Here is a 25,087-nt window from a genome sequence, read left to right on the forward strand (position 1 = left end):
TCCGAGAGAGAAGGGAGATTTGTATGGAAATTTTGCGTCATCTATTGACTAGCGATCCGCAAGTACAAAAATTATTAGATGAAATAAAGAAGGGACAGGGAGCAGAGCTGGTAACGGGTCTGTCGGGCAGCGCGCGTCCCGCATTTTTAGATACAATATTTTATACTCTGCAAAAGCCGCTTTACATAATTTCGCCAAACTTGTTGCAAGCGCAAAAAATGTATGATGATTTGGCTAAACTGATAGGAGAGGATATGGTCCATTACTATCCAGCTGACGAATTTATTGCCGCTGATATGGCCACATCCAGTCCAGAGCTCAGAGCAGCACGTATTGAAACATTGGATCATATGATTCATCAACAAAAAGGAGTATATGTCATTCCTATAGCTGGTATGCGTAAAATAATGGCTCCGAAAGAAGTATGGACGAATTTAAATTTAACTGCCAAGCTTGGTGAAGAAATCGACGTAGAAGAATGGTTGAACCAATTAGTGACAATGGGGTATTCAAGAAGCCAAATGGTCACCTCTCCTGGTGAATTTGCACTGAGAGGTGGTATTTTAGATATTTATCCTCCTTATTCTGAAAATCCTGTTCGCATCGAGTTATTTGATACAGAAGTTGATTCTATTCGCACATTCTCAGCAGATGACCAACGTTCTATTAATAAACTAAAGGATATACATCTCTTACCTGCGACAGAATTTGTTGTGACAAAGAATCAAAGACAGCAATTCGCACAAAGGCTGGAAAGTGCATTAAGTGAGAGCTTAAAAAAGGTAAAGAAAAAAGAGATACAAGAACAATTATATCAAAATGTTCAAATGGATATAGAATTGCTTCAGCAAGGTGAGTTGCCGGAGTTTGCTAATCGTTACGGATCTCTGTTATATGAAAAACCTGCATTCTTGGGCGACTATTTTGCGAAAGATGGGCTTGTTGTATATGACGAGTACGGAAGAATCCAAGAAGTAATGGAAGCTTGGGAAAAAGAAGAGAAAGAGTGGTTCATTTCCCTTATAGAAGAAGGAAAAATGGTGCATGCGGTAAAGCCATCTTATTCAATGAAAGAGGTCTCGGCTATGATTCAATTGCCAATACTTTACTTTTCATTGTTTGCCAGAAATTTTTCTGGCGTACGTTTCCGAGATATCACTAGCCTTTCTTGCAAGCCGATGCAGCATTTTCATGGACAAATGCCGCTGTTAAAAGGAGAAATTGAGCGTTGGCAGCGTGAAAAATTTACAGTACTGTTTATGGCGGAAGATGGAAGTCGTCTACCAACTATCCAGACCACTTTAGAAGATTACGATATTCATATACAAATTGGAACGCCTGAGGCAGAAGGCATTTTTGCAATTACGGGTAATCTTTCCGCAGGTTTTGAACTACCCATGCAACGTGTGGCAGTAGTGACAGAAGAAGAGCTGTTTAAACAAAAGCCTAAAAAGAAAAGAAACCGTGCTCAAAAAATGTCCAATGCAGAGCGGATTAAAAGTTATACAGAAATCAAGTCTGGCGATTATGTGGTCCATGTGCATCATGGGATCGGCAAATATGTAGGAATTGAAACGCTAGATGTGGGGGGCAAACATAAGGATTATCTCCATATCCGTTATCGTGCAGACGATAAATTGTATGTGCCTGTCGATCAAATTGATTTAATTCAAAAGTATATTGGTTCAGAAGATAAAGAAGTGAAACTCCATAAGCTTGGAGGTACAGAGTGGGGCAAAACGAAAACAAAAGTATCGAGAGCTGTCCAAGATATCGCTGATGATCTGATCAAGCTTTATGCTAAGCGTGAAGCAGAAAAAGGATTTGCCTTCTCTCCAGATGGAGATGAGCAACGAGCATTTGAAGAAGCATTCCAGTACGAGGAAACAGAGGATCAACTACGGACGATTCAAGAAGTGAAAATAGATATGGAAAAAGAAAGGCCAATGGACCGCTTAGTATGCGGAGATGTGGGTTATGGCAAAACAGAAGTAGCTATACGGGCTGCATTTAAAGCTGTACTAGACGGCAAGCAAGTAGCCTTTTTGGTCCCAACTACTATTTTGGCTCAGCAGCATTATGAAACGTTGCTAGAGAGATTCCAAGACTATCCTGTTACAATCGGCGTACTCAACCGTTTTCGTTCTCGTAAGCAACAAAATGAAACTATCAGCGGACTGCAAGCTGGTACGGTAGATATCGTAGTAGGCACACACCGCCTTTTATCAAAAGATGTCGTGTATAAGGATTTAGGTTTATTAGTTGTCGATGAAGAACAACGATTCGGTGTAACACATAAAGAGAAAATTAAAAAATTACAAACAAAAGTAGATGTATTAACATTAACAGCAACACCAATTCCCCGCACACTGCACATGTCGATGGTCGGAGTACGCGATTTATCTGTAATTGAGACACCACCAGCTGACCGCTTCCCTGTTCAAACGTATGTAATGGAACATAACGGTGCACTTGTGAGAGAAGCGATTGAACGCGAATTAGCACGTGATGGGCAAGTATTCTATCTGCACAACCGCGTAGAAGATATTGCGAAAAAGGTTGAAGAGATTCAAATGCTTGTGCCTGATGCAAGGGTCGGCTCTGCCCATGGCAGAATGACTGAAAGAGATCTAGAAAACGTCATTTTAAAATTCCTTGAAGGTGAGTACGATGTATTAGTCACGACCACCATCATTGAGACAGGTATTGATATTCCAAATGTTAACACACTGATTATTAATGACGCTGACCGTATGGGGCTGTCGCAGCTGTATCAATTAAGAGGGCGTGTCGGTAGGTCTAGCCGTGTGGCGTATGCTTATTTCATGTATCAACGCGATAAAGTCTTAACAGAAGTGGCAGAACAACGGCTACAGGCAGTAAAAGAATTTACAGAGCTTGGCTCCGGTTTTAAAATTGCGATGCGCGATTTATCTATCCGCGGAGCAGGTAACTTGCTTGGTGCACAACAGCATGGTTTTATTGATTCAGTTGGATTTGATTTGTATTCACAAATGTTAGAAGAAGCGATTACTGAGCGGCAAACAGGCGTGAAAAAGGAAGAAGAAAAGGATATCGAAATCATTATTCCATTTGATGCATATATTCCAGATACTTATATACCTGATGGCTATCAAAAAATCCAAATGTATAAACGCATAAAGAGTATGGATGAAGAAGAAGACTACTCTGAGATTATTGATGAGCTGCAAGACCGATTCGGAGATTTCCCAGTTGAAACGGAACGCTTGCTGCGTATTGGCCGTATGAAGGTATGGGCGAAACAAGCAGGAGTAGAATCAATCAAAACGAAAAATAAAATCATCACGATTGAAATCTCGGAAGAAGGCACTGCCAAGCTAGATGGAGGCAAAGTTGTAGCCGAATCAATGGTATTTGGTCGGGCAGTAGGCTTCCAATTGGAAGGACAAAAATTACTTTTAACGATAGATGAAAAGAAAGCAGAAGCAAAATCAACGTTTGACATATTAGAAGCTTTGCTGAAATTATTGCCAACAGCACTCCGTGAAAAGACGGAGGTATAGAACTAATAATTGTTATGTATAAATTTCCCTTTATAAGGCCAAACTACCGACAAGACTATTTATGAAATCTTGTCGAAAGTGAGGCATTCGAATGAAGGCAACAGGCATTGTACGACGGATCGATGATTTAGGGCGCGTAGTCATTCCAAAAGAAATAAGAAGGACTTTGCGTATCCGGGAGGGAGATCCTTTAGAAATTTTTACTGATCGTGAAGGCGAAATTATACTTAAAAAATATTCACCTATTAATGAACTAGGTGATTTTGCACTTTCTTATGTAGATACATTATTTGAAACATTAGGTACGAGTGCTTTGGTTAGCGATAGAGATCAGGTAATTGCTGCTGCAGGTGTTTCAAAAAAGGATTATTTGCATCGTGCCATTTCTCCTTTTGCAGAAGAACGTATTCTACAAAGGAATTTGATTGTAGAGAAGCATGAAAGTTCGATTGAAATTGTCCCTGGACAAATAGAACAGATCAAATCATATTGTATTGCACCGATTGTTGTAGCAGGAGATGCCATTGGCGCAGTTTATATTTTATCTAAAATGCACTTTATTGGTGATACGGAACAAAAGGTCGCAGAAACAGCGGCACACTTCCTAGCGAAGCAAATGGAAGGATAGAGAACGGTAACAGACTGCTTATATAAGCAGTCTGTTTTTTTGTAAGGCAATCCAGGTGTATCCCCTTACTCAATTTACACATATGCTATACTTTGGTAGTAAAAAGAGTTTGTTTTAGAAATGAGTGAGAAATATATGCCTGAAAAGTGGGGTATGAAGGTATATTTAAAGGGCGTGGCAATGCTAACGGTGGCCTCTCTTTTTGTGAAAGTACTGAGTATGGTGTACCGTATTCCTTTTCAAAACCTAGTAGGAGACCGAGGATTTTATATTTACCAGCAGGTCTATCCTTTTGCTGCTATATTTGTCACTTGGACTTCAAGCGGACTAGCTGTAGCTATTTCAAAAATACTGGCAGATGAAGATGCCAATAAACATACGAGTGAGCGCAATGCAATATTGCGATTTTTATTTAGTGTTTTAGCTGTGATATCTGCTCTTTTATTTATACTACTATTTTTTGGCGCTCCTTTTTTTGCAAAGATGATGGGAGATCAAGAGCTAGCCGGATTAATAAAAGTAGCTTCATTTGTTGTATTTTGTATTCCATTTCTTTCAATATACAAAGGATTCTTTCAATCAATGGGGAACATGCAGCCGGTTGCCTATGCGCAAATGGTAGAGCAGGCTGTAAGAGTAGCAATCATTATTGTAGGTACTTGGCAAGTTGTTGCTATGACACATTCGCTATATGCAGCTGGCGAAGTGGCAATGGGGGGGACGGTAGCCGGTGAACTGGCAGGTGTTTTTCTGTTAGTTTGGTTTGGAAGGAAATACTTTTTTTCTCATGAAGGCTTAAAGAGTACTACTATCCAATCATTGAATAAATGGGCAATGACCAAAAAGCTTTTGCTTTTCAGCTTCAGTGTCAGCTTGAGCAGTTTGATGCTGCTGCTGTTTCAACTAGTTGATTCATTTACTATTTTCAGTGCGTTACAAAAAATGGGCTTACCTTCTTTACAGGCGATGGAAACTAAGGGGATTTATGATCGAAGTCAACCGCTCGTACAAGTAGGATTGGTGATTGCTTCCTCACTTTCACTCGCTATTGTGCCGTTGATTGCCCATAACCAAAAAAACAGGAACCATGCTAAACGATATATCAAAATCACCTATCGTGCCTCTCTTCTATTTGGTGTAGCGGCTGCTGTCGGATTAATTCTAGTGATGCCAAATATAAATAAAACATTATTTGAAACAGCCGATTTATCGAATGTATTATCGATTTTTATCATTCAAATTATATGGCTTTCACTCATATTGACCATTACAGGGATACTACAAGGGTTAGGTAAATTAAAAATACCCTCGTTTATTTTATTGATGGGTATTTTGGTGAAATGTTTATGTAACTCTTTATTTGTACAAACATTCGGTATAGGAGGGGCGGCTATTGCAGGAAATATGGGCTTAATGATGTCAGCTATAGTACTGGTTGCTTATTTAAAAAAGTTACAAACTATAAAACTGGCTCCATGGCGTTTCTACAAAGGCTTGACGGTGGCCACCCTTCTTATGGCGTTTGTCCTTGTGTTATTCTCTGTCTTTTTAGAACCTTATGCTAGAAATTTCTCTGATGGAAGAACGATGGCTTTATGTCTAACGATCATAAAATCATCGATTGGTGCTTTCATCTTTCTGACTACGTTAGCAAAAATGCGTACACTAGCAGTTCGAGAATGGTTCCTATTGCCTCTAGGAAAATACATGGCCGCCTACCAACTCCGGTTGGGAAGAATGGGGAAAGATACAGAAGAAAAGGTTCGACAATGATTTGTTAGCCTGCTACCAACTCGATATAATGAAAAATGAATTCACATAACATGCAGTATTTACAAGTAAGAAAGAAGCGCAAGATTAAAGGAGAGAATGTGTATGCATCAACTGACTATAATAGGCTTAGGAGCGGGAGACTTTGAACAATTGCCAATGGGTGTCTATAAAGCACTCAAAGCAGCTAAAAAGGTGTATGTTCGAACAAATGATCACCCTGTACTAACAGAATTGGCTAAAGAGGGACTAACATTCGAAAGCTTTGATGCTGTGTATGAAAAACATGATGACTTTTTGCCTGTCTATCAAGAGATTGCTGATTCACTGCTTCAAGCAGTAGAGAAGGACGAGGTTATATATGCCGTGCCTGGCCATCCACTAGTTGCAGAAATGACAGTGCAGTTGCTGATCGAAGCAGAGAAAGAGGGAAAAGTAAGTCTCAAAATAGAAGGTGGTCAGAGCTTCTTGGATGCTGTGTTTGGCGCATTGCGAATCGATCCGATTGATGGCTTTGAATTAGTTGATGGCAGTACATTTTCAATACATGAGACCAATATGTACAAGCACCTACTGATTGCACAAGTGTATGACCAATTCAGTGCATCAGAGGTAAAGTTAACTTTAATGGAGAAATATCCGGCTGAATATCTAGTAACCATTGTGACAGCTGCTGGATCGAAGGATGAACAATTGCGCACTGTTCCATTATTTGAACTCGATCATGGTGTTGAAGTAAATAACTTAACAACTGTTTATGTGCCACCTATTAAACGGAGAGAAGACGGTTTAAGAGAGTGGTCTACTTTCCGCGATATTATTGGGGTGCTTAGAAGCCCTGAAGGATGTCCATGGGACCGTGCACAAACACACGAGAGCCTTAAAAAGTATATGCTGGAGGAAGTGCATGAGTTCCTTCAAGCAGTCGATGAACAAGACGAAGACCATATGATTGAGGAGCTTGGCGATGTATTGTTACAGGTTTTCTTGCAAGCACAAATCGCAGAGGATGAAGGTTTCTGGAATCTAGAGGACGTTCTTCAGGGGGTTGCTTCTAAAATGATTCGCCGCCATCCGCATGTTTTTGGCGAAGTGAAAGTAGATAATGCGGAAGACGTAGTGAAGAACTGGGAAGAAATCAAAAAGGAAGAGCATCAGCCTACGAAAACAGAACCACTTTTAAAAGAAGGGTATCGTGCAACCTCTTCACTGCAAACTGCATATAACTATCAAAAAATTGCCGCTAAGGTAGGCTTTGAATGGCCAGACGTTGAGGGAGCATGGGCGAAGGCAAAAGAAGAGTGGGAAGAATTCCAAGAGGAAATCAAAGATGGTACAGATGAAACAAGGCTCGATGAGTTCGGCGATGTGCTTTCTACGCTTGTTAATTTAGCACGCGTCTATAAGATCCCAGCAGAAGAAGCGATGATCCATGCAAACGCAAAATTTGCAAAAAGGTTTGGTTATGTAGAGCAAAAGGTAATGGCTGGACGAAAGGATTTTAAAAAGTACACACTTGAGGAATTAGATGAATTTTGGGAAGAAGCAAAACAATTACAAAGTAAGGAGTCATAGATATGAGATTAGATAAATTTTTGAAAAACTCTCGGCTGATCAAACGCCGTACATTAGCAAAAGAAGTAGCAGATCAAGGACGTATTACTATCAATGGAAAAGTGGTAAAAGCAAGCAGCCCCGTAAAAGTGGGCGATGAATTAGCGATTCGTTTCGGCCAAAAAATCGTGACTGTTCGCGTGGAGGAACTAAAAGATATCGTCCGCAAAGAAGAGGCTGCAAATATGTTTACCATTTTGAAAGAAGAAAAAGTAGAGAAAATTGAGCCAGAATTTATTGATGACGAAGAGTAGCAACTAACAAAAAATCAAAATAGAGTCGAAGTGGAAATAACGTGGACTGCTGAGGAATAGCACAATGCTTGTCCTTAGAAAGTTTAATGTTTCCACTTCTTTTCAAAAATAAATCAGTAAACAACTCCCCATTTTATAACTCTCTCATTTTCTTTGCCCCATATTCCTTTTCTACCGACAATAGGTATTTACTTAGACCGGAATCATGCTCCCCTTTTTAAACCGTAGAGAATTTTCACTTTCCCCTCATATTCCTCTTTCTCCTAACATATAGATTAGTAGACAGGCTAAGGAGGGGAAAAATGATGACATTCCAACAAGAAAACGCGACTTATACTATTCCAACAGGAGACCACTTGCTAACGGTTCGAAATCGCAAGCGAATGGATGTGACATCTGTAAAATCGATTGAACGCTTTGACCAAGAGGAGTTTTTAGTACTCACCTCTCAAGGACATTTGCAAATTCGAGGAGAAGATTTAAGAATTGTCCATTTGGATGTAGATAAAGGACTTCTGACTTTAGAAGGGTCTGTGAAGACACTGCAATATGATGAAGAGGATAGCGGCATATCAAAAGGCATTTTGCATAAATTATTTGGATGACCGTTTCACAACAGTTCCTTAGTATAGCAGCACTCATAGCTAGTGGCGTTGTAGGGGCCGCAATTATTGATTTGGTACGATCTTTCAGCTTTTATGCCGCGCCCAAATCGCTCTTGCGAAAAGGCTATATCCTATTTGAATTAACAGCATGGATTCTTTTAGGGATTGGAACATTCCTACTATTAATGGTTGTTCGAGATGGAGAATGGCATTTTGTAGATTTTCTTTCACAATTGCTGGGCTTTTGCCTGTACCAATTATTTCTGCAAAGCTTAGTTCGATTCTGTGGAAGACTGTTTGTCAGACTTGTCATCCATCCGATTTGGTTTATTATTCGCCTCATTATAGGCATAGTCCGACAAATCATTAGGATAATTGTTAAAATTGTTATGATTATTCTATTTCCGTTACGATTTGTTGTCGAAAAAATTAAAAATTTTACTCTTAAAAAATAGGGTAAAATTAGATATAATGGCATTAATGCTAAATGAAAGGGTATAGTTCCTTGCATGAAGGAATTATACCCTCTTATGGGGAAGTTAGAAATCACCAAGTAAAGGAGGTTAGGGTTACCACCCGCTTATATGCAAAAACCATCGAAGCAAATGTACAAAAAAACTACACAAATGCCAACAGACTATGCAAGAGCAGAGATGCAAAAAAACAGTAAACATCAAAAACGCAAGATTGGCTTATATCGTCGTCTTGGGGTTATGACACTTCTATTTGTTCTTATGGCTGGTTCCCTTTTCTTTATGTTGGCGAAACAAAAGCACACTCTCGCAGTGAAAGAACAACACAAAACTGAGCTGCAGAAGACGCTTGCAAAGCAAAAAGAGAAGCAGGAAGATTTAAAAATTCAAATTGCTAAATTGAATGATGATGATTACATCGCAAAACTTGCAAGGAAGGATTTATTCTTATCGGAAGACGGAGAAATTATTTTTTCAACACCTAAATCGTCTGAAAAGGATAAGAAAAAAACAGATTCAAAAGAGTAGTCTTATTGACACTCTTTTTTTGTTGGCTATAATAAAGATAAGAATCAAAGAACACATATTTGAATATAAGACTAATAAGTCGCTTACATTTTAAGGAGGAGCATTTTTTTTATGTCAATTGAAGTAGGCAGCAAGGTACAAGGTAAAGTAACAGGAATCACAAATTTCGGAGCATTCGTAGAGCTGCCAAATGGCTCAACAGGTCTTGTTCATATTAGTGAGGTTGCTGACAACTATGTTAAAGACATTAATGACCATTTGAAAGTTGGAGAAATGGTCGAAGTAAAAGTAATGAATGTAGAAGCAGACGGTAAGATTGGTCTATCCATTCGCAAGGCAAAACCTCAACCTGAGCGACCAGAACGACCAGAACGTCCTCATCGCCCACGTAACAACAACCACCGTTCAAATGACCGTGGTGAACATCGCCAACCTAAGGAAAACTTTGAGCAAAAAATGGCTCGCTTCCTTAAAGACAGTGAAGATCGTCTTTCAACTTTGAAGCGTGCACAAGATTCAAAACGTGGTGGCCGAGGTGCAAGAAGAGGGTAACTTGCTGGCTATTTTAATCGTAGAAAAAGTGTATTAATCAATTTACTAATAAACGAAAGTGAAGCTTCACTCAGTAGGGAGACCTTCTACTGATGTTGGTGTCTTACTGTCCGTTCCTACGGCCGCCCTGAGATATTCATCCAGAGGCGGCCGCTTTTTATCTATAATTCTTTCGAAATACAAAAAAGAAGCCTTCCAATTGGAAGGCTTCTTTTTTTATGATGGCGGCCGAGGGGATCGAACCCCCGACCTTACGGGTATGAACCGTACGCTCTAGCCAGCTGAGCTAGGCCGCCGTGTTAGCAATATAATACATAATACAAGAATTGTTTTCACTATGTCAAGCGCTTTTTGTTTTATTTTTATAAACTATGTGATTTGCCGTCGAACGATTTTTTAAATATTGAACACAAACAGACAAAATTTACAGTCATATCCATGTATACTGGCAGAAATATATATAAGAATATTGGAGGTATGTCACGATGAGAAAAGAATTTATTCAATCAAATAAACTATCCATACCTAAAGTTTCGATCGGCCTGAAGCAGGCTTATCCGGTGCTTTTTGGGTTAGCGCTTTGCTTTTCTGCTTTTTTCTTATCCAAAGCAGTCCTATTTGAGGCGATTGTTCCCTTTTTCTTGCCTATTATGGCTGTTGTATATGCCAATCATCGAGATTACTTTATGTGGGCCCTTTTCGGAGGAATGCTTGGTAGTGTGACATTGGGCATTGGCGAGTCATTGATTCACATAGGTGAACTAACCATCTTTGTACTATTACTAAAGACGTTCATACGCAAAGTGCCAATTGCTTTCGTTGTAGGGATTTCCGTTTTGCTTATGCAAGTGACTTGGCAAATGATTTCTTATCACGGTGAGCCACCTTCCATGATTTTATTATATGTGGGATATGAGAGTATATTATCAATCTTTATGACTTTATTTTTAATGCAGTGTTTATTACCGATGCCTGCACTATGGAATGCTTCCTGGACATTGGAGCGGATTGGAGCTGCGCTGGTAGCCCTCGCTATAATGCTGACATCTACAAATAATATTGTGTTGAATATCCTGTCACCTACTTACATTGCCCTGCAACTAGTCATACTAGGAGCTGCCTATGTAGGGGGTGTGACATTATCAACCGCAATCGCTGTATTAATGGGTACGATTATCAGCTTGTCTCATTTATCCTTTAGTGGAATGATTGCAGTGTATGCATTGACTGGGCTTTGTGCAGGTATATGTAAGAAGGTGGGGAAATTCGGCATCATCATAGGCAGTGGTATTGCGACGGCATTTTTTATGCTCTACGATGCAACATTGCCGATTGACCAAACATATTGGATTGCGCTGGGTATCGCTGCATTATTGTTTTTAACTATACCAAAAAGCTGGCTCTCATATTGGCAGCAACAATTATATCCGAATCATGAGGATACCCTGTTAGAAAGACAGCGTTGGCTTACAGAAAAGGTAACTATGAAACTGACCAATTTTAATGACTTTGTGACATTTATGAAAGAACTTGTGAATGATCGTTTTAGCATAGTGGAGCAACAAGAAGAAGAAATAGAGGCAAGACCGCTGTCCCCATGTGAAACATGCTATCAATTTGAACGGTGCTGGGGGAAAAAAGAGGAAATGCGCTCGATAATGGAGCAGTGGCTCAAGGCAGATACCATTAATGATCACGGAGCAAAGAAGCAATCAGAAGATAAATTGCGCTACAAATGTGTACGCTCCCCATCCCTATTGAATGCTTTAGCAGAATACGTATCAAAACAGCAGTTAAGCGGACAATTTCATCATGGAAAGAAGATGATTGCCTTACAATTAAGAGATATGTCGCTGCATATTGACCATGTAATGAAAGATATGACGAATGACGCTGTCTCGTTCCAACAGCATGAAGATTTGCTAGTGTCTCGCTTTAAAGAAATAGGAATTGATTTCTTCCAAATTGATATCTTGGCAAATGAACCGGGTAATAGGAAAGTAGTTTGCTGTATCCCTTTCAAAAAGGCTCAATGGGAAACAGACCAAATGGTAGCTGAAAGACTTATTTTACCTGCCTTACAGGATGTTTTTAAGGAGCCATTTGAAATTAACCAAACGATTAAAAAGACCAAACCCTATGCGCATTTGCAAATCACTTTTCAATCAGCTATTCGTTTTGATCTTTCGTATGATGTCTTATCTACATCTAGAGACAATACGATGTACTCTGGTGACTCACACGCAGTATTCTCGCTAAATCCGGGTCTTACAGCGATTATGCTGTCAGATGGAATGGGGCATAACAAGCAATCCCATAAAGAAAGCAGGAAGCTCATTCGCTTAATGCGGGAATGTTTGCATCATCAAATGTCTCCTGAAACGGCTATGCATACACTTCACTATGTGATGTCACTTAAACAGGAAGAAATGTATGCCACAATGGACTTTGCTTTAATTGACTTACAGCATGGCAAGTTGTGGTCTTGGAAAGCAGGCAGCATGGCAACTTACTTGGTAAGGGGGAGAGAGGTAACACGACTTGAAAGTGCCAGCGAACCATTTGGCATCTATACATCCTACTCAGTAGAAGCAGAGCAAAGGACACTTAAAGCAGGGGATATTATCTTTATGTGTACAGACGGACTTTTTTTTGAAGATATGCCATGGGAAAAACAAGAAAAAATGCTTCGCAATTGTCTTCTGCAACATAGAAGCTTGCCAATTAATGAAATATGTCCAGAAATTATGAGATCATTCCGCAATAATGACAAACCAGTCGATGATTGTACAATTGTTTGCGTTGAGATTCAGCATAAAACAGTTGATTGGTCATTATTTAAGCCAACTTTCCAAGAAACTTCACACAAAAGAGTGGTAAACTAACAGTGAGGTGAGAAAATGGCGCCGTTCGAAACGAAAGTAAAAGAGTATATTCAGCAATATGGGTTATGTCATAAGGAAGATCGATTGCTTGTAGCTTGTTCTGCTGGGGCAGATTCAATGGCTTTACTGCATTTTCTCTATCAAGAAAAAGAGAGACTGGGTGTTTCCGTTGCAGCTGTCCATGTCAACCATATGTTGAGAGGAAGCGAATCGGAAGAAGACCGCCGATTTGTAGAAAGCTTCTGCCAGGATAAAGGGATACCGGTCTATGCTGCCGATATCCCAATTCCCGCTATACTAGAAAAAGAAAGTGGCAATATGCAAGCGGTGTGCAGAAGAGAACGCTATGCCTACTTTAAAGAAGTCATGCAGGAAACAGAAAGCACAAAGCTTGTTGTAGCCCATCATGCAGATGATCAAATAGAAAGTGTCATTATGGCACTAACCAGAGGTTTATTAGAAGGCGGCATGCAAGGAATTAAACGGTGTCGCCCTTTTGCAAACGGCGAATTGATTCGTCCGTTTCTTTCTGTGACAAGAGAAGAAATAGTAGATTATCTACAAAGAAATCATCAAGGCTACAGGGAGGATTCAAGCAACAAGAAGGATTCTTATACACGCAATCGCATCAGGCACCATGTTGTACCACTCCTAAGAGTCGAAAATGAAAACATTGCAGAAGCTATTATGCATTACACAGAAAAAGTGCAAGAGGATGAACAATTGTTACAAAGCTATGCAGAACAAGCATTACAAGAGCTATTAGTTGAAAAACAGCGTGATTTGTGGAAAATTAATATCAAAGCATTCCATAATCAACCACTTGCTTTACAAAGAAGAATCATTCTACTACTATTAAAATATCTTTACGAAAATCCAAACATTGAACAAAGCTACACACTTAGCAATGCTATATTAAAACTGACACAATCAACAGATGGAAATGCAACAATTAATTTACCAAAAGGAGCCCTAGCAATACGGGAGTACGACCAGCTGTCGCTTGTAAAAGCACATAAGGAGACACCTGCATTAATTGCTAGAACATTGCCATTTGGCCAATGGATTGATTTGCCGAATGATTTGCGTATGTATATAGGGAAAGCAGACCATGCTGTTCCTACGAACACCACATCCTTCGCAAAATGCTACTTTGTAAATACTTCAGATTTTGCACTACCATTACATATTCGTGGCAGAATGGATGGCGACCGTATCGATTTGCTAGGAACAAATATAAAAAAACGAGTATCTCGCCTTTTTATAGATGAAAAGATTCCTGCGGCGTTAAGGGAGAATTGGCCAATTGTCACATCTGACGATAATTTGGTGATTGCAGTTCCTGGTCTCCGCATGAGCAACTATCTTTCTACTAGCAAGCGGGCAGAAGATGATGCCCTATTCATCATCGACAAGAGAGTTCTTTCATAGAACCTAAAGGGAAATGAAGAATACTCTCGCCGGTTGAAATTTTCGCTTTACCATGTTGATTTACTACCAAGGAGGAAACACAAGATGCTTGAGAAAGACATTGAAAACGTATTAATTTCAGAGGAAGAGCTACAGCACAAAATTAAAGAACTTGGCGAATCGTTAGCTGCTGAGTACCAAGATGATTTTCCATTAATGATCTGCGTATTAAAGGGTGCTATGCCGTTTATGGCAGATTTAATCAAAAGAATGGATTCTTATGTTGAACTAGATTTCATGGATGTTACAAGCTACGGAAACGCAACTGTTTCTTCTGGTGAAGTAAAGATTGTGAAAGACTTAAATACAAGTGTGGAAGGCCGCGACATCATCATAGTAGAAGATATTATTGATAGTGGATTAACTTTAAGCTATTTGGTTGATTTGTTTAAGTACCGCAAAGCAAAATCAATAAAAATCGTAACATTATTGGATAAACCATCTGGACGCAAGGTAGATTTAAAAGCAGATTATGTTGGTTTTGAAGTGCCGGATGCATTTGTAGTCGGCTATGGTTTAGACTATGCAGAAAAGTATCGTAATCTTCCATATATTGGTGTATTGAAGCCTGCTGTATATTCAAACTAAGACGTTTTCTCGCTGTAAACAAATTTTCCGGGAAACGTGCTAGATAAAAGGCTTTTCATTGTACTAACCAAAAGTTCATATGTTAAGATTTACTATAGTTTTTCTGTTTATCTTGTGAGGAGGCTGGGGATGAATCGAATATTTCGATACACCATATTTTATTTATTAATTTTCCTCGTGATCATTGGGATTTTTGGTACGTTTAATAATGCGAACCAACCTACAAAGGAAATACAGTATCACGAGTTCATTACAGCATTAGAGAACGGCAAGGTAACTGAGGCTACTATACAACCGGATCAGTTAGTTTATGTCGTTAAAGGGAAAATCGAGGGGTATAAAAAAGGCGAATCATTCGTAACAAATATCCCGCGTGATGACCAAGAGTTAATGAATGAAATTCGTAAAGAAGCTAAAACGAGTTCTAAAATTAACTTCTTAGGCGCACCAGAATCAAATGGATGGATACAGTTCTTTACCGGAATCATTCCATTTGTAGTCATCTTTATTCTGTTCTTCTTCTTGTTGAACCAAGCTCAAGGCGGCGGCAATCGCATGATGAGCTTTGGTAAAAGCAAAGCAAAACTTTATGATGACCAGAAGAAAAAAGTTCGCTTTACCGATGTAGCGGGTGCGGACGAAGAAAAACAAGAATTAGTAGAGGTTGTAGATTTCCTTAAAGACCATACTAAATTTGCTGAAATTGGCGCACGTATACCTAAAGGGATCTTATTAGTGGGCCCTCCTGGTACCGGTAAAACATTATTAGCTCGAGCTGTAGCAGGGGAAGCAGGCGTACCATTCTTCTCAATCAGTGGTTCTGATTTCGTCGAAATGTTCGTCGGTGTTGGTGCTTCTCGAGTACGTGATTTATTTGAAAACGCTAAGAAAAATGCTCCATGTATTATCTTTATTGATGAAATCGACGCAGTTGGTCGTCAACGTGGTGCTGGATTAGGCGGCGGTCATGATGAACGCGAACAAACGCTTAACCAATTGCTTGTTGAAATGGATGGCTTTGGCGCAAATGAAGGTATTATCATTATCGCCGCTACAAACCGCCCAGACATTTTAGACCCTGCCCTCTTACGTCCGGGTCGTTTTGACAGACAGATCACTGTCGGTCGTCCAGACGTCAAAGGCCGTGAAGCTGTACTTAAAGTACACGCTCGTAAAAAACCTTTAGATGAGTCAGTTGACTTGAAAGCTATCGCACAGCGTACACCAGGTTTCTCGGGTGCTGATTTAGAAAACTTATTGAACGAAGCTGCATTAGTGGCTGCACGTGAAAATAAGAAAAAAATTGATATGGGCGATATTGATGAAGCAACAGACCGCGTTATTGCTGGTGTTGCGAAAACAAGCCGTGTCATTTCTGAGAAAGAGCGCAATATTGTTGCATTCCATGAGGCCGGCCACGTTGTTGTTGGTTTAACATTGGATGAAGCAGAAAAAGTCCACAAAGTTACAATCGTGCCACGCGGTCAAGCAGGCGGATATGCAGTAATGCTACCAAAAGAAGACCGTTATTTCATGACAAAACCAGAGCTACTTGATAAAGTTGCCGGTTTACTTGGTGGACGTGTAGCAGAGGATATCGTCTTTGGCGAAGTATCTACTGGCGCACATAATGACTTCCAACGTGTAACAAGCATTGTACGGTCTATGGTTACTGAATATGGTATGAGCGATAAACTTGGCCAATTGCAATTTGGTTCAAGCCAGGGAGGCAACGTCTTCTTAGGTCGTGATATCAATTCTGAACAAAACTACTCAGATAAGATTGCATATGAAATTGACCAAGAGATGCAATTTATGGTTAAAGAACAATATGAACGAACAAAACGAATCTTAACAGAACGCCGTGACCTTCTAAATCTGATTGCTACTACTTTACTTGAAGTAGAAACGTTGGACGCTGAACAAATTGAGCACTTAGAAAAATACGGTAAGCTTCCTGAACGTTCATATGAAAGAAAAACACATCACGAAGCTGTTGTGGAAAGCAAAGAATCAACGGATGCTGATATCGTAACAGAAACAAAAGTGAATCCTTCAGGCAGTGGAGACCCTACTGTTTCTGATCTTCCAAAAAACGATAATCATACAAGCCGCAACGATAATATCTAGACAGTAAGCCATACTGTAAAGTAAAAAGCTGATCCCTTGCTAGAAGGTGGTCAGCTTTTTCTTATACTAAGGAGATATGCTTGCTTTTAGTGATGGGATAGAAATGAGGGAAATACTTTTGATATTAGTGATGGATGTAGGAAATACCAATATTTCGATAGGTGTGTATAAAGAAGATAAACTGCAACATCATTGGCGTTTAAAAACAGATGTGCACAAAACGGAAGATGAGTATGCCATGCAAATAAAAATGCTGTTTATGCACAAATCTTTATCTCTATCCGACATACGTGGTATTATAATTTCCTCAGTAGTGCCACCGATTATGTTTACCTTAGAATTAATGTGTAAAAGATATTTTGCTGTAGAACCCCTCGTGGTGGGACCTGGCGTTAAAACAGGGTTGAATATCCATAGCGAAAATCCTAGGGAGATCGGTGCTGACCGCATTGTTAATGCAGTAGCTGCCATCCATGAATATGGAGCTCCGCTTATTGTTGTAGATTTTGGTACTGCCACTACGTATTGTTATATTGATGAAAAAGGTCGTTATCTAGGCGGAGCTATTGCGCCTGGTATTTCAATCGCAATGGAAGCCTTATTTACCAAGGCTTCGAAACTTCCTCGCGTTGAATTGGCCCGCCCTCAAAGTGTTATCGGGAAAAACACGGTTTCCTCCATGCAAGCAGGCATTGTCTACGGGTATATAGGACAAGTTGAGGGAATAGTAAATCGTATGAGGCAAGAAGGTAGCGAAGGAGCTTTAGCCGTTGCAACAGGCGGCCTAGCAGAACTGATTGCAAAAGAATCGCGGGTTATTGATGTTGTAGATCCCCTTTTAACATTAAAAGGATTACATTTAATTTATAAAAGAAATCAAGAAGAAAAGAGGAATAAAAATGGCTGATTATTTAGTAAGAGGGCTTGGATTTAATGGGAGTGTACGTGCGTTTGCTGTAAGTACAACAGAAACAGTAGGAGAAGCGCAACGACGCCATGATACATGGCCAACTACTTCTGCTGCATTAGGGCGTACAATGACAGCTGCTGTCATGATGGGTGCTATGCTAAAAGGTGAGGATACAATCACGGTTAAGGTGGAAGGTAACGGGCCGATTGGTCCAATGGTTGTGGTAGCCAATGCTAAAGGTGAAGTGCGCGGCTATCCTACACACGCTCATGTTGAATTTGATTTAAATGAAGTAGGCAAATTGGATGTACGACGAGCAGTTGGTACAGAAGGAACGCTTACAGTTGTAAAAGATCTTGGATTACGTGAACACTTTACTGGTCAGGTGCCAATCGTTTCAGGTGAAATTGCTGAAGATTTTACCTATTACTTTGTAAAATCAGAGCAAGTTCCTTCTTCTGTAGGTCTTGGTGTACTTGTTAATACGGATGATAGCATCTTGGCTGCTGGTGGATTTATTATTCAAGTAATGCCTGGTACAGATGATGAAACAATTACTGACATTGAAAACCAATTATCAAAAATTGAACCTGTTTCAAAAATGATTCAAAAAGGTTACTCTCCTGAACAAGTGTTAGAAGAAGTGCTTGGAAAAGATAACGTTGAATTCTTAGATACAATGCCTGTTCAATTTAAATGTACTTGCTCAAAAGAACGTTTCGGCGCGGCTATATTGAGCCTTGGCGAAAAAGAAATTCAAGATATGATCGATGAAGATGGTATGGCAGAAGCTCAATGCCATTTCTGTGAAGAAAAATATCACTACTCTAAAGAAGATTTAGAAGGTTTTATTGACGAAATTCGCGCTCAAAAATCTTAATGCGATAAATGTAGATGCATATAACTAGGAACGGAAATGATTGACAAACCTAATTGCAAAAGCATAAAATAAAGATAATAAAACCAACAAAAATACTAGGGTTTAGGAGTGGAGATAATGAGTAAAATTGTAAATTCAGTAGTGGATTTAGTAGGCAATACACCGATCGTCAAGTTAGATAATATAACTGGTCCAAACGACGGGAATGTTTATGTAAAACTCGAATACTTCAACCCAGGTAGCAGTGTAAAAGACCGTATTGCTGTTGCAATGATTGAGGCAGCTGAGAAAGAGGGCAAATTAAAGCCTGGTAGTACGATTATTGAACCGACAAGTGGGAATACAGGTATCGGTCTTGCAATGGTTGCCGCTGCAAAAGGATACAAAGCAATTCTTGTCATGCCGGATACGATGAGTATGGAAAGACGCAATTTATTGCGTGCCTACGGTGCAGAGCTTGTTTTAACACCAGGTGCTGATGGAATGAAAGGCGCTATTGCTAAAGTGGATGAATTAGCTAAAGAGAACGGCTGGTTTGTACCACAGCAATTTGAAAACCCTGCTAATGCTGAAATACATCGCTGGACAACGGGACCAGAGATTATAGAAGCATTTGAAGGACTTAACTTAGATGCGTTTATCTCTGGGGTAGGAACTGGTGGTACGATTACTGGAACTGGCGAAGTGCTGAAAGAAAAATACCCTAATATTGAATTGATTGCAGTGGAACCAAAAGACTCTGCAGTTCTATCAGGCAATAAACCGGGTCCTCACAAAATTCAAGGAATTGGGGCAGGATTCGTACCTGAAGTCTTAGATACAGAAATCTATACCTCTATATTACCAGTTGAAAATGAAGATGCCTTTGAAACAGCGCGTAAAGTAGCGAAAGAAGAAGGAGTCTTAGGTGGTATTTCTGCAGGTGCAGCGATGTATGCAGCGATTGAAACAGCTAAACGCCTAGGCAAAGGAAAGAATGTTCTTGCATTACTTCCTGATAACGGTGAACGTTATTTAAGTACACCTTTATATCACTATGATGATTAATTATTTAAGAATGCCTGTCCTTTATGGGATAGTGCATTCTTTTTTTCTGCCATGCAGCTGGTTCACCCCCTTTTCCTGATGTACAAGGTATTGCTATACTGATTGTAGGAATAGACAAAGGAGCGCAAGCACATGAAGTTAATGAATAACCAACCGTTAGTCATTCATGACCATACACTTGATTTTGGAAAAGAAACGATTGTTATGGGCATTTTAAATGTAACACCAGATTCTTTCTCTGATGGAGGAAGATTTGATGCAGTAGATAGCGCATTGGAACATGCTAAAAGAATGGTAGCGGATGGAGCGAAGATTATAGATATAGGTGGAGAATCTACAAGACCGGGCCATACTGCTGTTACAGCAAAAGAAGAAATGGCGCGTATCCTACCTGTCATACGTGCCATTCGTAAGGAACTAGATGTATTAATTTCTGTCGACACATTCAAATCAGAGGTAGCAAGAGCTGCGGTAGAAGCGGGCGCACATATTATTAATGATATATGGGGAGCTACATATGATCCAGAGATTGCTAAGGTAGCTGCTGATTACAAAGTGCCCATTATTTTAATGCATAATCGGCAGGATGAAAATTATGGTGAAGATTTTTGGGGCAGTGTGAAGAGTGATTTAGAAAGAAGTATTGAAATCGCTCGTCAAGCTGGTGTGGATGATCGTTTTATTTGGCTAGATCCAGGCATTGGCTTTGCGAAGACGCATGAACAAAATATTGAAATGATGAAGAATCTGTCAAACCTTGTGGATATGGGCTACCCTGTATTACTCGCAACTTCACGGAAAAGAATGATCGGCAATGTACTCGATTTACCGGTGGATGAACGTATGGAAGGTACAGCTGCTACTTGTTGTTACGGTGTCGATAAAGGATGTCATATGGTACGGGTTCATGATGTGTTGCCAATTGCTCGCATGATGAAAATGATGGATGCGCTTAAATAAAGCTGTATTTAATAAGAGTTACTACAGCTTCACTATATGTGAATTAATTTAATGGAGCTCAACGGCCAGTGTTAAGTTTTAAAGTCTACCTGTGCATTAAGTCGATATAGAGGATAAGGAGTGAATGAGATGGATTATATTCATATAAGAGATATGGAGTTTTACGGTTATCATGGGGTTTTGAAGGAAGAAACAGTGTTAGGTCAAAGATTTCGCGTTACTGTAGCCCTGGCTACTGATTTGAAGAACGCTGGCCAAACTGACAAGTTAGATAATACCGTTAGTTATGCGGATGTATATACGCTATGTGAAAAAATCGTAGAGGGTAAACCTTACAAACTGATTGAAGCAGTAGCTGAAGAAATTGCTAATGTTATTCTTAAGACTTATAAAGAGGAAGTCAAAGGCATTCGTGTGGAAGTGATTAAACCTGACCCTCCAATTAAAGGCCATTATAAGGAAGTAGCAGTTGAGATTACAAGAGGTGCTTTCAATGAATGATGTATATATTTCTTTAGGTTCAAATATGGGAGATAAAGAAGAAACGCTCAAACAAGCGGTACACATGCTTCGAAGTAATCCTGAGGTAAATGTAGCGAATATCTCTTCTATTTACGAAACAGACCCGGTAGGTTATACAGACCAAGATCTATTTTTGAATATGGTGGTGCATGTACGTACAACACTGTCAGCTTTACAAATGCTTGAGGTTTGCCAGGGAATTGAACAAGAATTAAAGAGAGAACGTTTGATTAGATGGGGGCCGCGTACAATAGACCTTGACATTTTGCTCTATAATAATGACAATATTGAAACAGAGAAACTGATTGTGCCCCATGAAAGAATGCACGAAAGAGCGTTTGTTCTTGTGCCATTGCTTGAAGTGACACCAAATCTTTACTCTCCTCGTACGCAAGAGTCGTATCAGAAAATGCTCCAAAAGATAGGGCGAGGTGGCGTAAGACAATGGAAGAATCGGAGTTCTCTTGATTTTTAATACAAAGTGTTATGAATATAAGCATATCTTCCGCATTGGGATGATGAAGCGATAATTACTAAATCCTAAAAGGGAGGAAAAACATTGGCTACACAAGAAAAACCTTTTCAAATAGGCGATATTGTCATGGATAATCGCGTTGTACTTGCACCAATGGCTGGCGTCTGCAATTCTGCATTCCGTCTAACCGTAAAGGAGTTTGGAGCAGGTTTAGTATACGCTGAGATGATTTCAGATAAAGGGATTGTCCAAAGGAACAGAAAAACCTTAGACATGCTTTATATAGATGAACGGGAAAATCCGCTTTCCCTCCAAATCTTTGGGGGCGATAAAGAAACGTTAGTAGAAGCAGCTCAGTATGTGGACAAATATACGAATGCGGATATTATAGATATCAATATGGGGTGCCCCGTCAATAAAATTATTAAATGTGAGGCAGGGGCTAAATGGCTCCTTGATCCGAATAAAATTTACGAAATGGTTTCCGCTGTTGTGGATGCAGTCGATAAACCAGTCAGCTGTAAAATGCGTATCGGTTGGGATGAAGACCACGTGTATGCAGTGAAAAATGCACAGGCTGCAGAACGTGCGGGTGCATCGGCAATTGCAATGCATGGTCGTACACGTTTGCAAATGTATGAAGGGCATGCAAATTGGGACATTTTAAAAGAGGTGAAAGAAAATATCTCTATTCCGTTTATCGGAAACGGTGATGTTGAAACACCTGAAGATGCTAAACGCCTATTAGATCATACAGGCGCTGATGGCGTGATGATTGGCCGAGCAGCACTTGGGAACCCATGGATGATCTATCGGACAGTAGAATATTTGAAAACGGGAAGGCTCATGCCGGAACCGCCAATACGCGAAAAAATAGAAGTATGTTTATTACATTTTGAGCGTTTGCTCATGCTGAAAGGCGAAAATATTGCAGTCCGGGAGATGCGTAAACATGCTTCATGGTATTTAAAAGGATTGCGAGGCAACGGAAAAACACGCAATCAAATCAATCAAGCTGAGACAGCTGAAGAGCTGCGCGCTATTTTAAATGAACTAGTCTTCGAAACAGAAGAAAGCGAAAATGATGCGTCTTCTATTCAAATTGGTTAATTACGAGAAGAGCTGCCACTAAGATTGTGGCGGCTTTTTCCTTACCTTAGCAATAGACGTAAAATGAAAATTGAGCAGAAAGACGTGAATCGGTTGTAAAAATTGTGTACAATAACTAGTATGGGCTATTTAGCGGCACAACTATAAGGAGTGAAAATTGTGGCAGAAGAATTAAATGACCAGCTATTGGTGAGACGCCAAAAGATGGATGCAATAAAAGAACAAGGCTTAGATCCGTTCGGTGGACGTTTTGAACGTACACATTTAACAAATGAAATAAAAGAACAATTTGCGAATATCTCAAAAGAAGAATTAGAAGAGAAAGAACATGAAGTGGTAATTGCTGGCCGTATCATGACCAAACGCAGCAAGGGGAAAGTTGGATTTGCAAACATCCAAGATCTTGGCGGGCAAATTCAAATCTATGTACGTAAAGATGCAATCGGTGAAGAAGCTTATGATATTTTCAAACATGCGGACCTTGGTGATATTGTCGGTATTAAAGGGACTGTATTCATTACCCATGTTGGCGAATTAACAATTAAAGCATTAGAATTCACATTCCTATCTAAATCTTTGCGTCCATTACCTGAGAAGTATCACGGCTTGCAAGATGTAGAGCAACGCTACCGTCAACGCTATTTGGACTTAATTTCAAACGAGGATAGCAAAAAGACATTTATCGCTCGCAGTCAGATTATACGCTCAATCCGTAATTTCTTAGATAATAAAGGCTACTTAGAAGTAGAAACACCTATGTTGAACTCAATCGCAGGTGGAGCAGCAGCTCGTCCGTTTGTTACGCACCATAACGCGTTGGATGCAACAATGTATATGCGTATTGCGATTGAATTGTACCTAAAACGCCTAATTGTCGGCGGCTTGGAAAAAGTCTACGAAATTGGACGAGTATTCCGTAACGAAGGTGTGTCAACTCGCCATAACCCAGAGTTTACACTACTTGAATTATATGAAGCATATGCAGATTTCCATGACATTATGGACCTTACAGAAGATTTATTTGTCCATGTGGCAAATGAAGTAATGGGTACAACACAAATTCAATACGGTGAAGACACAATTGATTTGTCTAAAGGCTGGAAACGTCTGCACATGGTAGATGCTGTTAAAGAAGCAACAGGCGTTGATTTCTGGAAAGAGATGACAAAAGAAGAAGCTCTAGCAGTAGCACGTGAGCACCATATCGATGTCAAAGAAACAATGGAAGTTGGCCATATTATTAATGAATTCTTTGAACAAAAAGTAGAAGAATCACTAGTACAACCAACATTTGTCTATGGACATCCAGTGGAAATTTCTCCACTAGCTAAGAAAAACCCTGAAGATCCTCGCTTCACGGATCGCTTTGAATTGTTCATTGTCCGTCGTGAACATGCTAATGCGTTTACGGAACTAAATGATCCAATTGATCAACGTGAACGTTTCGAAGGTCAAATGCGCGAAAAAGAGCAAGGAAATGATGAAGCGCATGAGATGGATGAAGATTTCTTAGAAGCATTAGAATATGGTATGGCTCCTACAGGTGGTTTAGGTATTGGAATTGACCGTTTAATTATGCTTTTGACTAATTCACAATCTATTCGCGATGTATTGTTATTCCCATTAATGCGCAATCGTGATTAATAGAAACGATGCTTATCTAACTGTAGGCAAATCCATTACTTTGGATTTGCCTACAGTTTTTTCTTTATATATGAATGTTACGTTTCTAATTTAGTGGTGAAGGGTTTAATAACTAAAGCCAACTTGTCTTGTGAAATGTTATTACTAATGATAGTAAGTAGAACACGATAATTGATAAAAATAGAAACATATAGTTTGGTGGGCGAAAACCAACTGGCGAATTATTAGAAAGTCGGAATTTGCTTTTTATCTTTTGTCTATTTTCCCTTGCAGAGAAAGTGTTTTGTTGATATACTTATTTGGTTGCCGAATTTAGATTAACTGAGATTAAAAATTCTTTTGATAAAGTTTGTTAAAAGTGTTGACTTAGTTAAGTGAACTTGGTATTATATTTAAGTCGCTTATGACGAACAAATGAAGAACAACAAAAGAATAAAAAGTTGTTGACTTCAAAAGGAAGTTATGGTATACTTAATAAGTCGCCAAAACAAGCGATA

21 protein-coding genes and 1 tRNA gene are annotated in these 25,087 nt (G+C 39.5%); 21 read left to right on the forward strand and 1 reads right to left on the reverse strand.

Features of this window, described 5'->3' with window-relative positions; translation table 11 throughout:
• The first annotated feature begins 23 nt into the window (after nucleotides 1–23).
• The 9 genes from mfd (at nucleotide 24) to AC6CHJ_RS16345 (ending at nucleotide 9,969) form a co-directional block, all read left to right on the forward strand.
• Nucleotides 24–3,545, forward strand: coding sequence for a transcription-repair coupling factor (gene mfd / locus AC6CHJ_RS16305; protein ID WP_498289349.1), 3,522 nt, complete (start codon nucleotides 24–26; stop codon nucleotides 3,543–3,545).
• A 91-nt stretch (nucleotides 3,546–3,636) separates the two neighbouring features.
• Complete coding sequence (gene spoVT / locus AC6CHJ_RS16310) at nucleotides 3,637–4,173, forward strand: stage V sporulation protein T (RefSeq protein ID WP_066791307.1); 537 nt, start codon at nucleotides 3,637–3,639, stop codon at nucleotides 4,171–4,173.
• A gap of 120 nt (nucleotides 4,174–4,293) precedes the next feature.
• Nucleotides 4,294–5,946 carry a putative polysaccharide biosynthesis protein gene (locus tag AC6CHJ_RS16315; RefSeq protein ID WP_498289351.1) on the forward strand — a complete coding sequence of 551 codons (1,653 nt, stop codon included), beginning with the start codon at nucleotides 4,294–4,296 and terminating at the stop codon, nucleotides 5,944–5,946.
• A gap of 102 nt (nucleotides 5,947–6,048) precedes the next feature.
• Nucleotides 6,049–7,518: a bifunctional methyltransferase/pyrophosphohydrolase YabN gene (gene yabN / locus AC6CHJ_RS16320; RefSeq protein ID WP_498289353.1), complete on the forward strand. Its 1,470-nt coding sequence runs from the start codon at nucleotides 6,049–6,051 to the stop codon at nucleotides 7,516–7,518.
• Nucleotides 7,519–7,520: 2 nt separating this feature from the next.
• Nucleotides 7,521–7,811: an RNA-binding S4 domain-containing protein gene (locus AC6CHJ_RS16325; protein ID WP_066791312.1), complete on the forward strand. Its 291-nt coding sequence runs from the start codon at nucleotides 7,521–7,523 to the stop codon at nucleotides 7,809–7,811.
• A 305-nt stretch (nucleotides 7,812–8,116) separates the two neighbouring features.
• Nucleotides 8,117–8,416: a YabP/YqfC family sporulation protein gene (locus tag AC6CHJ_RS16330; protein ID WP_066792039.1), complete on the forward strand. Its 300-nt coding sequence runs from the start codon at nucleotides 8,117–8,119 to the stop codon at nucleotides 8,414–8,416.
• Nucleotides 8,413–8,871 (forward strand): spore cortex biosynthesis protein YabQ, encoded by a 459-nt coding sequence (gene yabQ, locus AC6CHJ_RS16335; protein WP_147198272.1) that lies wholly within the window; start codon nucleotides 8,413–8,415, stop codon nucleotides 8,869–8,871. The genes AC6CHJ_RS16330 and yabQ overlap by 4 nt, the downstream gene beginning before the upstream one ends.
• 129 nt (nucleotides 8,872–9,000) lie before the next feature.
• A complete protein-coding gene (locus tag AC6CHJ_RS16340) occupies nucleotides 9,001–9,417 on the forward strand; it encodes an FtsB family cell division protein (RefSeq protein WP_249775140.1) in 417 nt (138 codons plus the stop codon).
• Between the two features lie 111 nt (nucleotides 9,418–9,528).
• Nucleotides 9,529–9,969 (forward strand): S1 domain-containing RNA-binding protein, encoded by a 441-nt coding sequence (locus tag AC6CHJ_RS16345; protein WP_066791315.1) that lies wholly within the window; start codon nucleotides 9,529–9,531, stop codon nucleotides 9,967–9,969.
• A 222-nt stretch (nucleotides 9,970–10,191) separates the two neighbouring features.
• Here AC6CHJ_RS16345 and AC6CHJ_RS16350 read toward each other — a convergent pair.
• Nucleotides 10,192–10,265: transfer RNA gene (locus AC6CHJ_RS16350), tRNA-Met, on the reverse strand.
• 189 nt (nucleotides 10,266–10,454) lie between these two features.
• On the opposite strand from AC6CHJ_RS16350, the gene AC6CHJ_RS16355 reads away from it, so the two are divergent.
• The 12 genes from AC6CHJ_RS16355 (at nucleotide 10,455) to lysS (ending at nucleotide 24,590) form a co-directional block, all read left to right on the forward strand.
• Complete coding sequence (locus AC6CHJ_RS16355; protein WP_147198274.1) at nucleotides 10,455–12,854, forward strand: SpoIIE family protein phosphatase; 2,400 nt, start codon at nucleotides 10,455–10,457, stop codon at nucleotides 12,852–12,854.
• A 15-nt stretch (nucleotides 12,855–12,869) separates the two neighbouring features.
• Complete coding sequence (tilS, locus tag AC6CHJ_RS16360; RefSeq protein WP_498289356.1) at nucleotides 12,870–14,285, forward strand: tRNA lysidine(34) synthetase TilS; 1,416 nt, start codon at nucleotides 12,870–12,872, stop codon at nucleotides 14,283–14,285.
• Nucleotides 14,286–14,369: 84 nt separating this feature from the next.
• Nucleotides 14,370–14,912: a hypoxanthine phosphoribosyltransferase gene (gene hpt / locus AC6CHJ_RS16365; RefSeq protein WP_066791321.1), complete on the forward strand. Its 543-nt coding sequence runs from the start codon at nucleotides 14,370–14,372 to the stop codon at nucleotides 14,910–14,912.
• A 129-nt stretch (nucleotides 14,913–15,041) separates the two neighbouring features.
• Nucleotides 15,042–17,042 carry an ATP-dependent zinc metalloprotease FtsH gene (gene ftsH, locus AC6CHJ_RS16370; protein WP_446739581.1) on the forward strand — a complete coding sequence of 667 codons (2,001 nt, stop codon included), beginning with the start codon at nucleotides 15,042–15,044 and terminating at the stop codon, nucleotides 17,040–17,042.
• Nucleotides 17,043–17,160: 118 nt separating this feature from the next.
• Complete coding sequence (locus AC6CHJ_RS16375; protein WP_184117621.1) at nucleotides 17,161–17,949, forward strand: type III pantothenate kinase; 789 nt, start codon at nucleotides 17,161–17,163, stop codon at nucleotides 17,947–17,949.
• Nucleotides 17,942–18,832 (forward strand): Hsp33 family molecular chaperone HslO, encoded by an 891-nt coding sequence (gene hslO, locus AC6CHJ_RS16380; RefSeq protein ID WP_150285674.1) that lies wholly within the window; start codon nucleotides 17,942–17,944, stop codon nucleotides 18,830–18,832. Before AC6CHJ_RS16375 ends, hslO begins: the two co-directional genes overlap by 8 nt.
• Before the next feature lie 117 nt (nucleotides 18,833–18,949).
• Nucleotides 18,950–19,879: a cysteine synthase A gene (gene cysK / locus AC6CHJ_RS16385; RefSeq protein ID WP_498289357.1), complete on the forward strand. Its 930-nt coding sequence runs from the start codon at nucleotides 18,950–18,952 to the stop codon at nucleotides 19,877–19,879.
• A gap of 132 nt (nucleotides 19,880–20,011) precedes the next feature.
• Nucleotides 20,012–20,839, forward strand: coding sequence for a dihydropteroate synthase (gene folP, locus AC6CHJ_RS16390; protein WP_498289359.1), 828 nt, complete (start codon nucleotides 20,012–20,014; stop codon nucleotides 20,837–20,839).
• 129 nt (nucleotides 20,840–20,968) lie between these two features.
• Complete coding sequence (gene folB, locus AC6CHJ_RS16395) at nucleotides 20,969–21,340, forward strand: dihydroneopterin aldolase (protein WP_249775144.1); 372 nt, start codon at nucleotides 20,969–20,971, stop codon at nucleotides 21,338–21,340.
• Nucleotides 21,333–21,836, forward strand: coding sequence for a 2-amino-4-hydroxy-6-hydroxymethyldihydropteridine diphosphokinase (gene folK / locus AC6CHJ_RS16400; RefSeq protein WP_147198287.1), 504 nt, complete (start codon nucleotides 21,333–21,335; stop codon nucleotides 21,834–21,836). Before folB ends, folK begins: the two co-directional genes overlap by 8 nt.
• Nucleotides 21,837–21,920: 84 nt before the next feature.
• Nucleotides 21,921–22,946, forward strand: coding sequence for a tRNA dihydrouridine synthase DusB (dusB, locus tag AC6CHJ_RS16405; protein WP_498289361.1), 1,026 nt, complete (start codon nucleotides 21,921–21,923; stop codon nucleotides 22,944–22,946).
• Nucleotides 22,947–23,105: 159 nt separating this feature from the next.
• Entirely contained in the window at nucleotides 23,106–24,590 is a 1,485-nt protein-coding gene (gene lysS, locus AC6CHJ_RS16410) for a lysine--tRNA ligase (RefSeq protein ID WP_498289362.1), read from the forward strand.
• Nucleotides 24,591–25,087: the final 497 nt, after the last annotated feature.

It is taken from the genome of Rummeliibacillus sp. GQ308 (genome assembly GCF_059759115.1).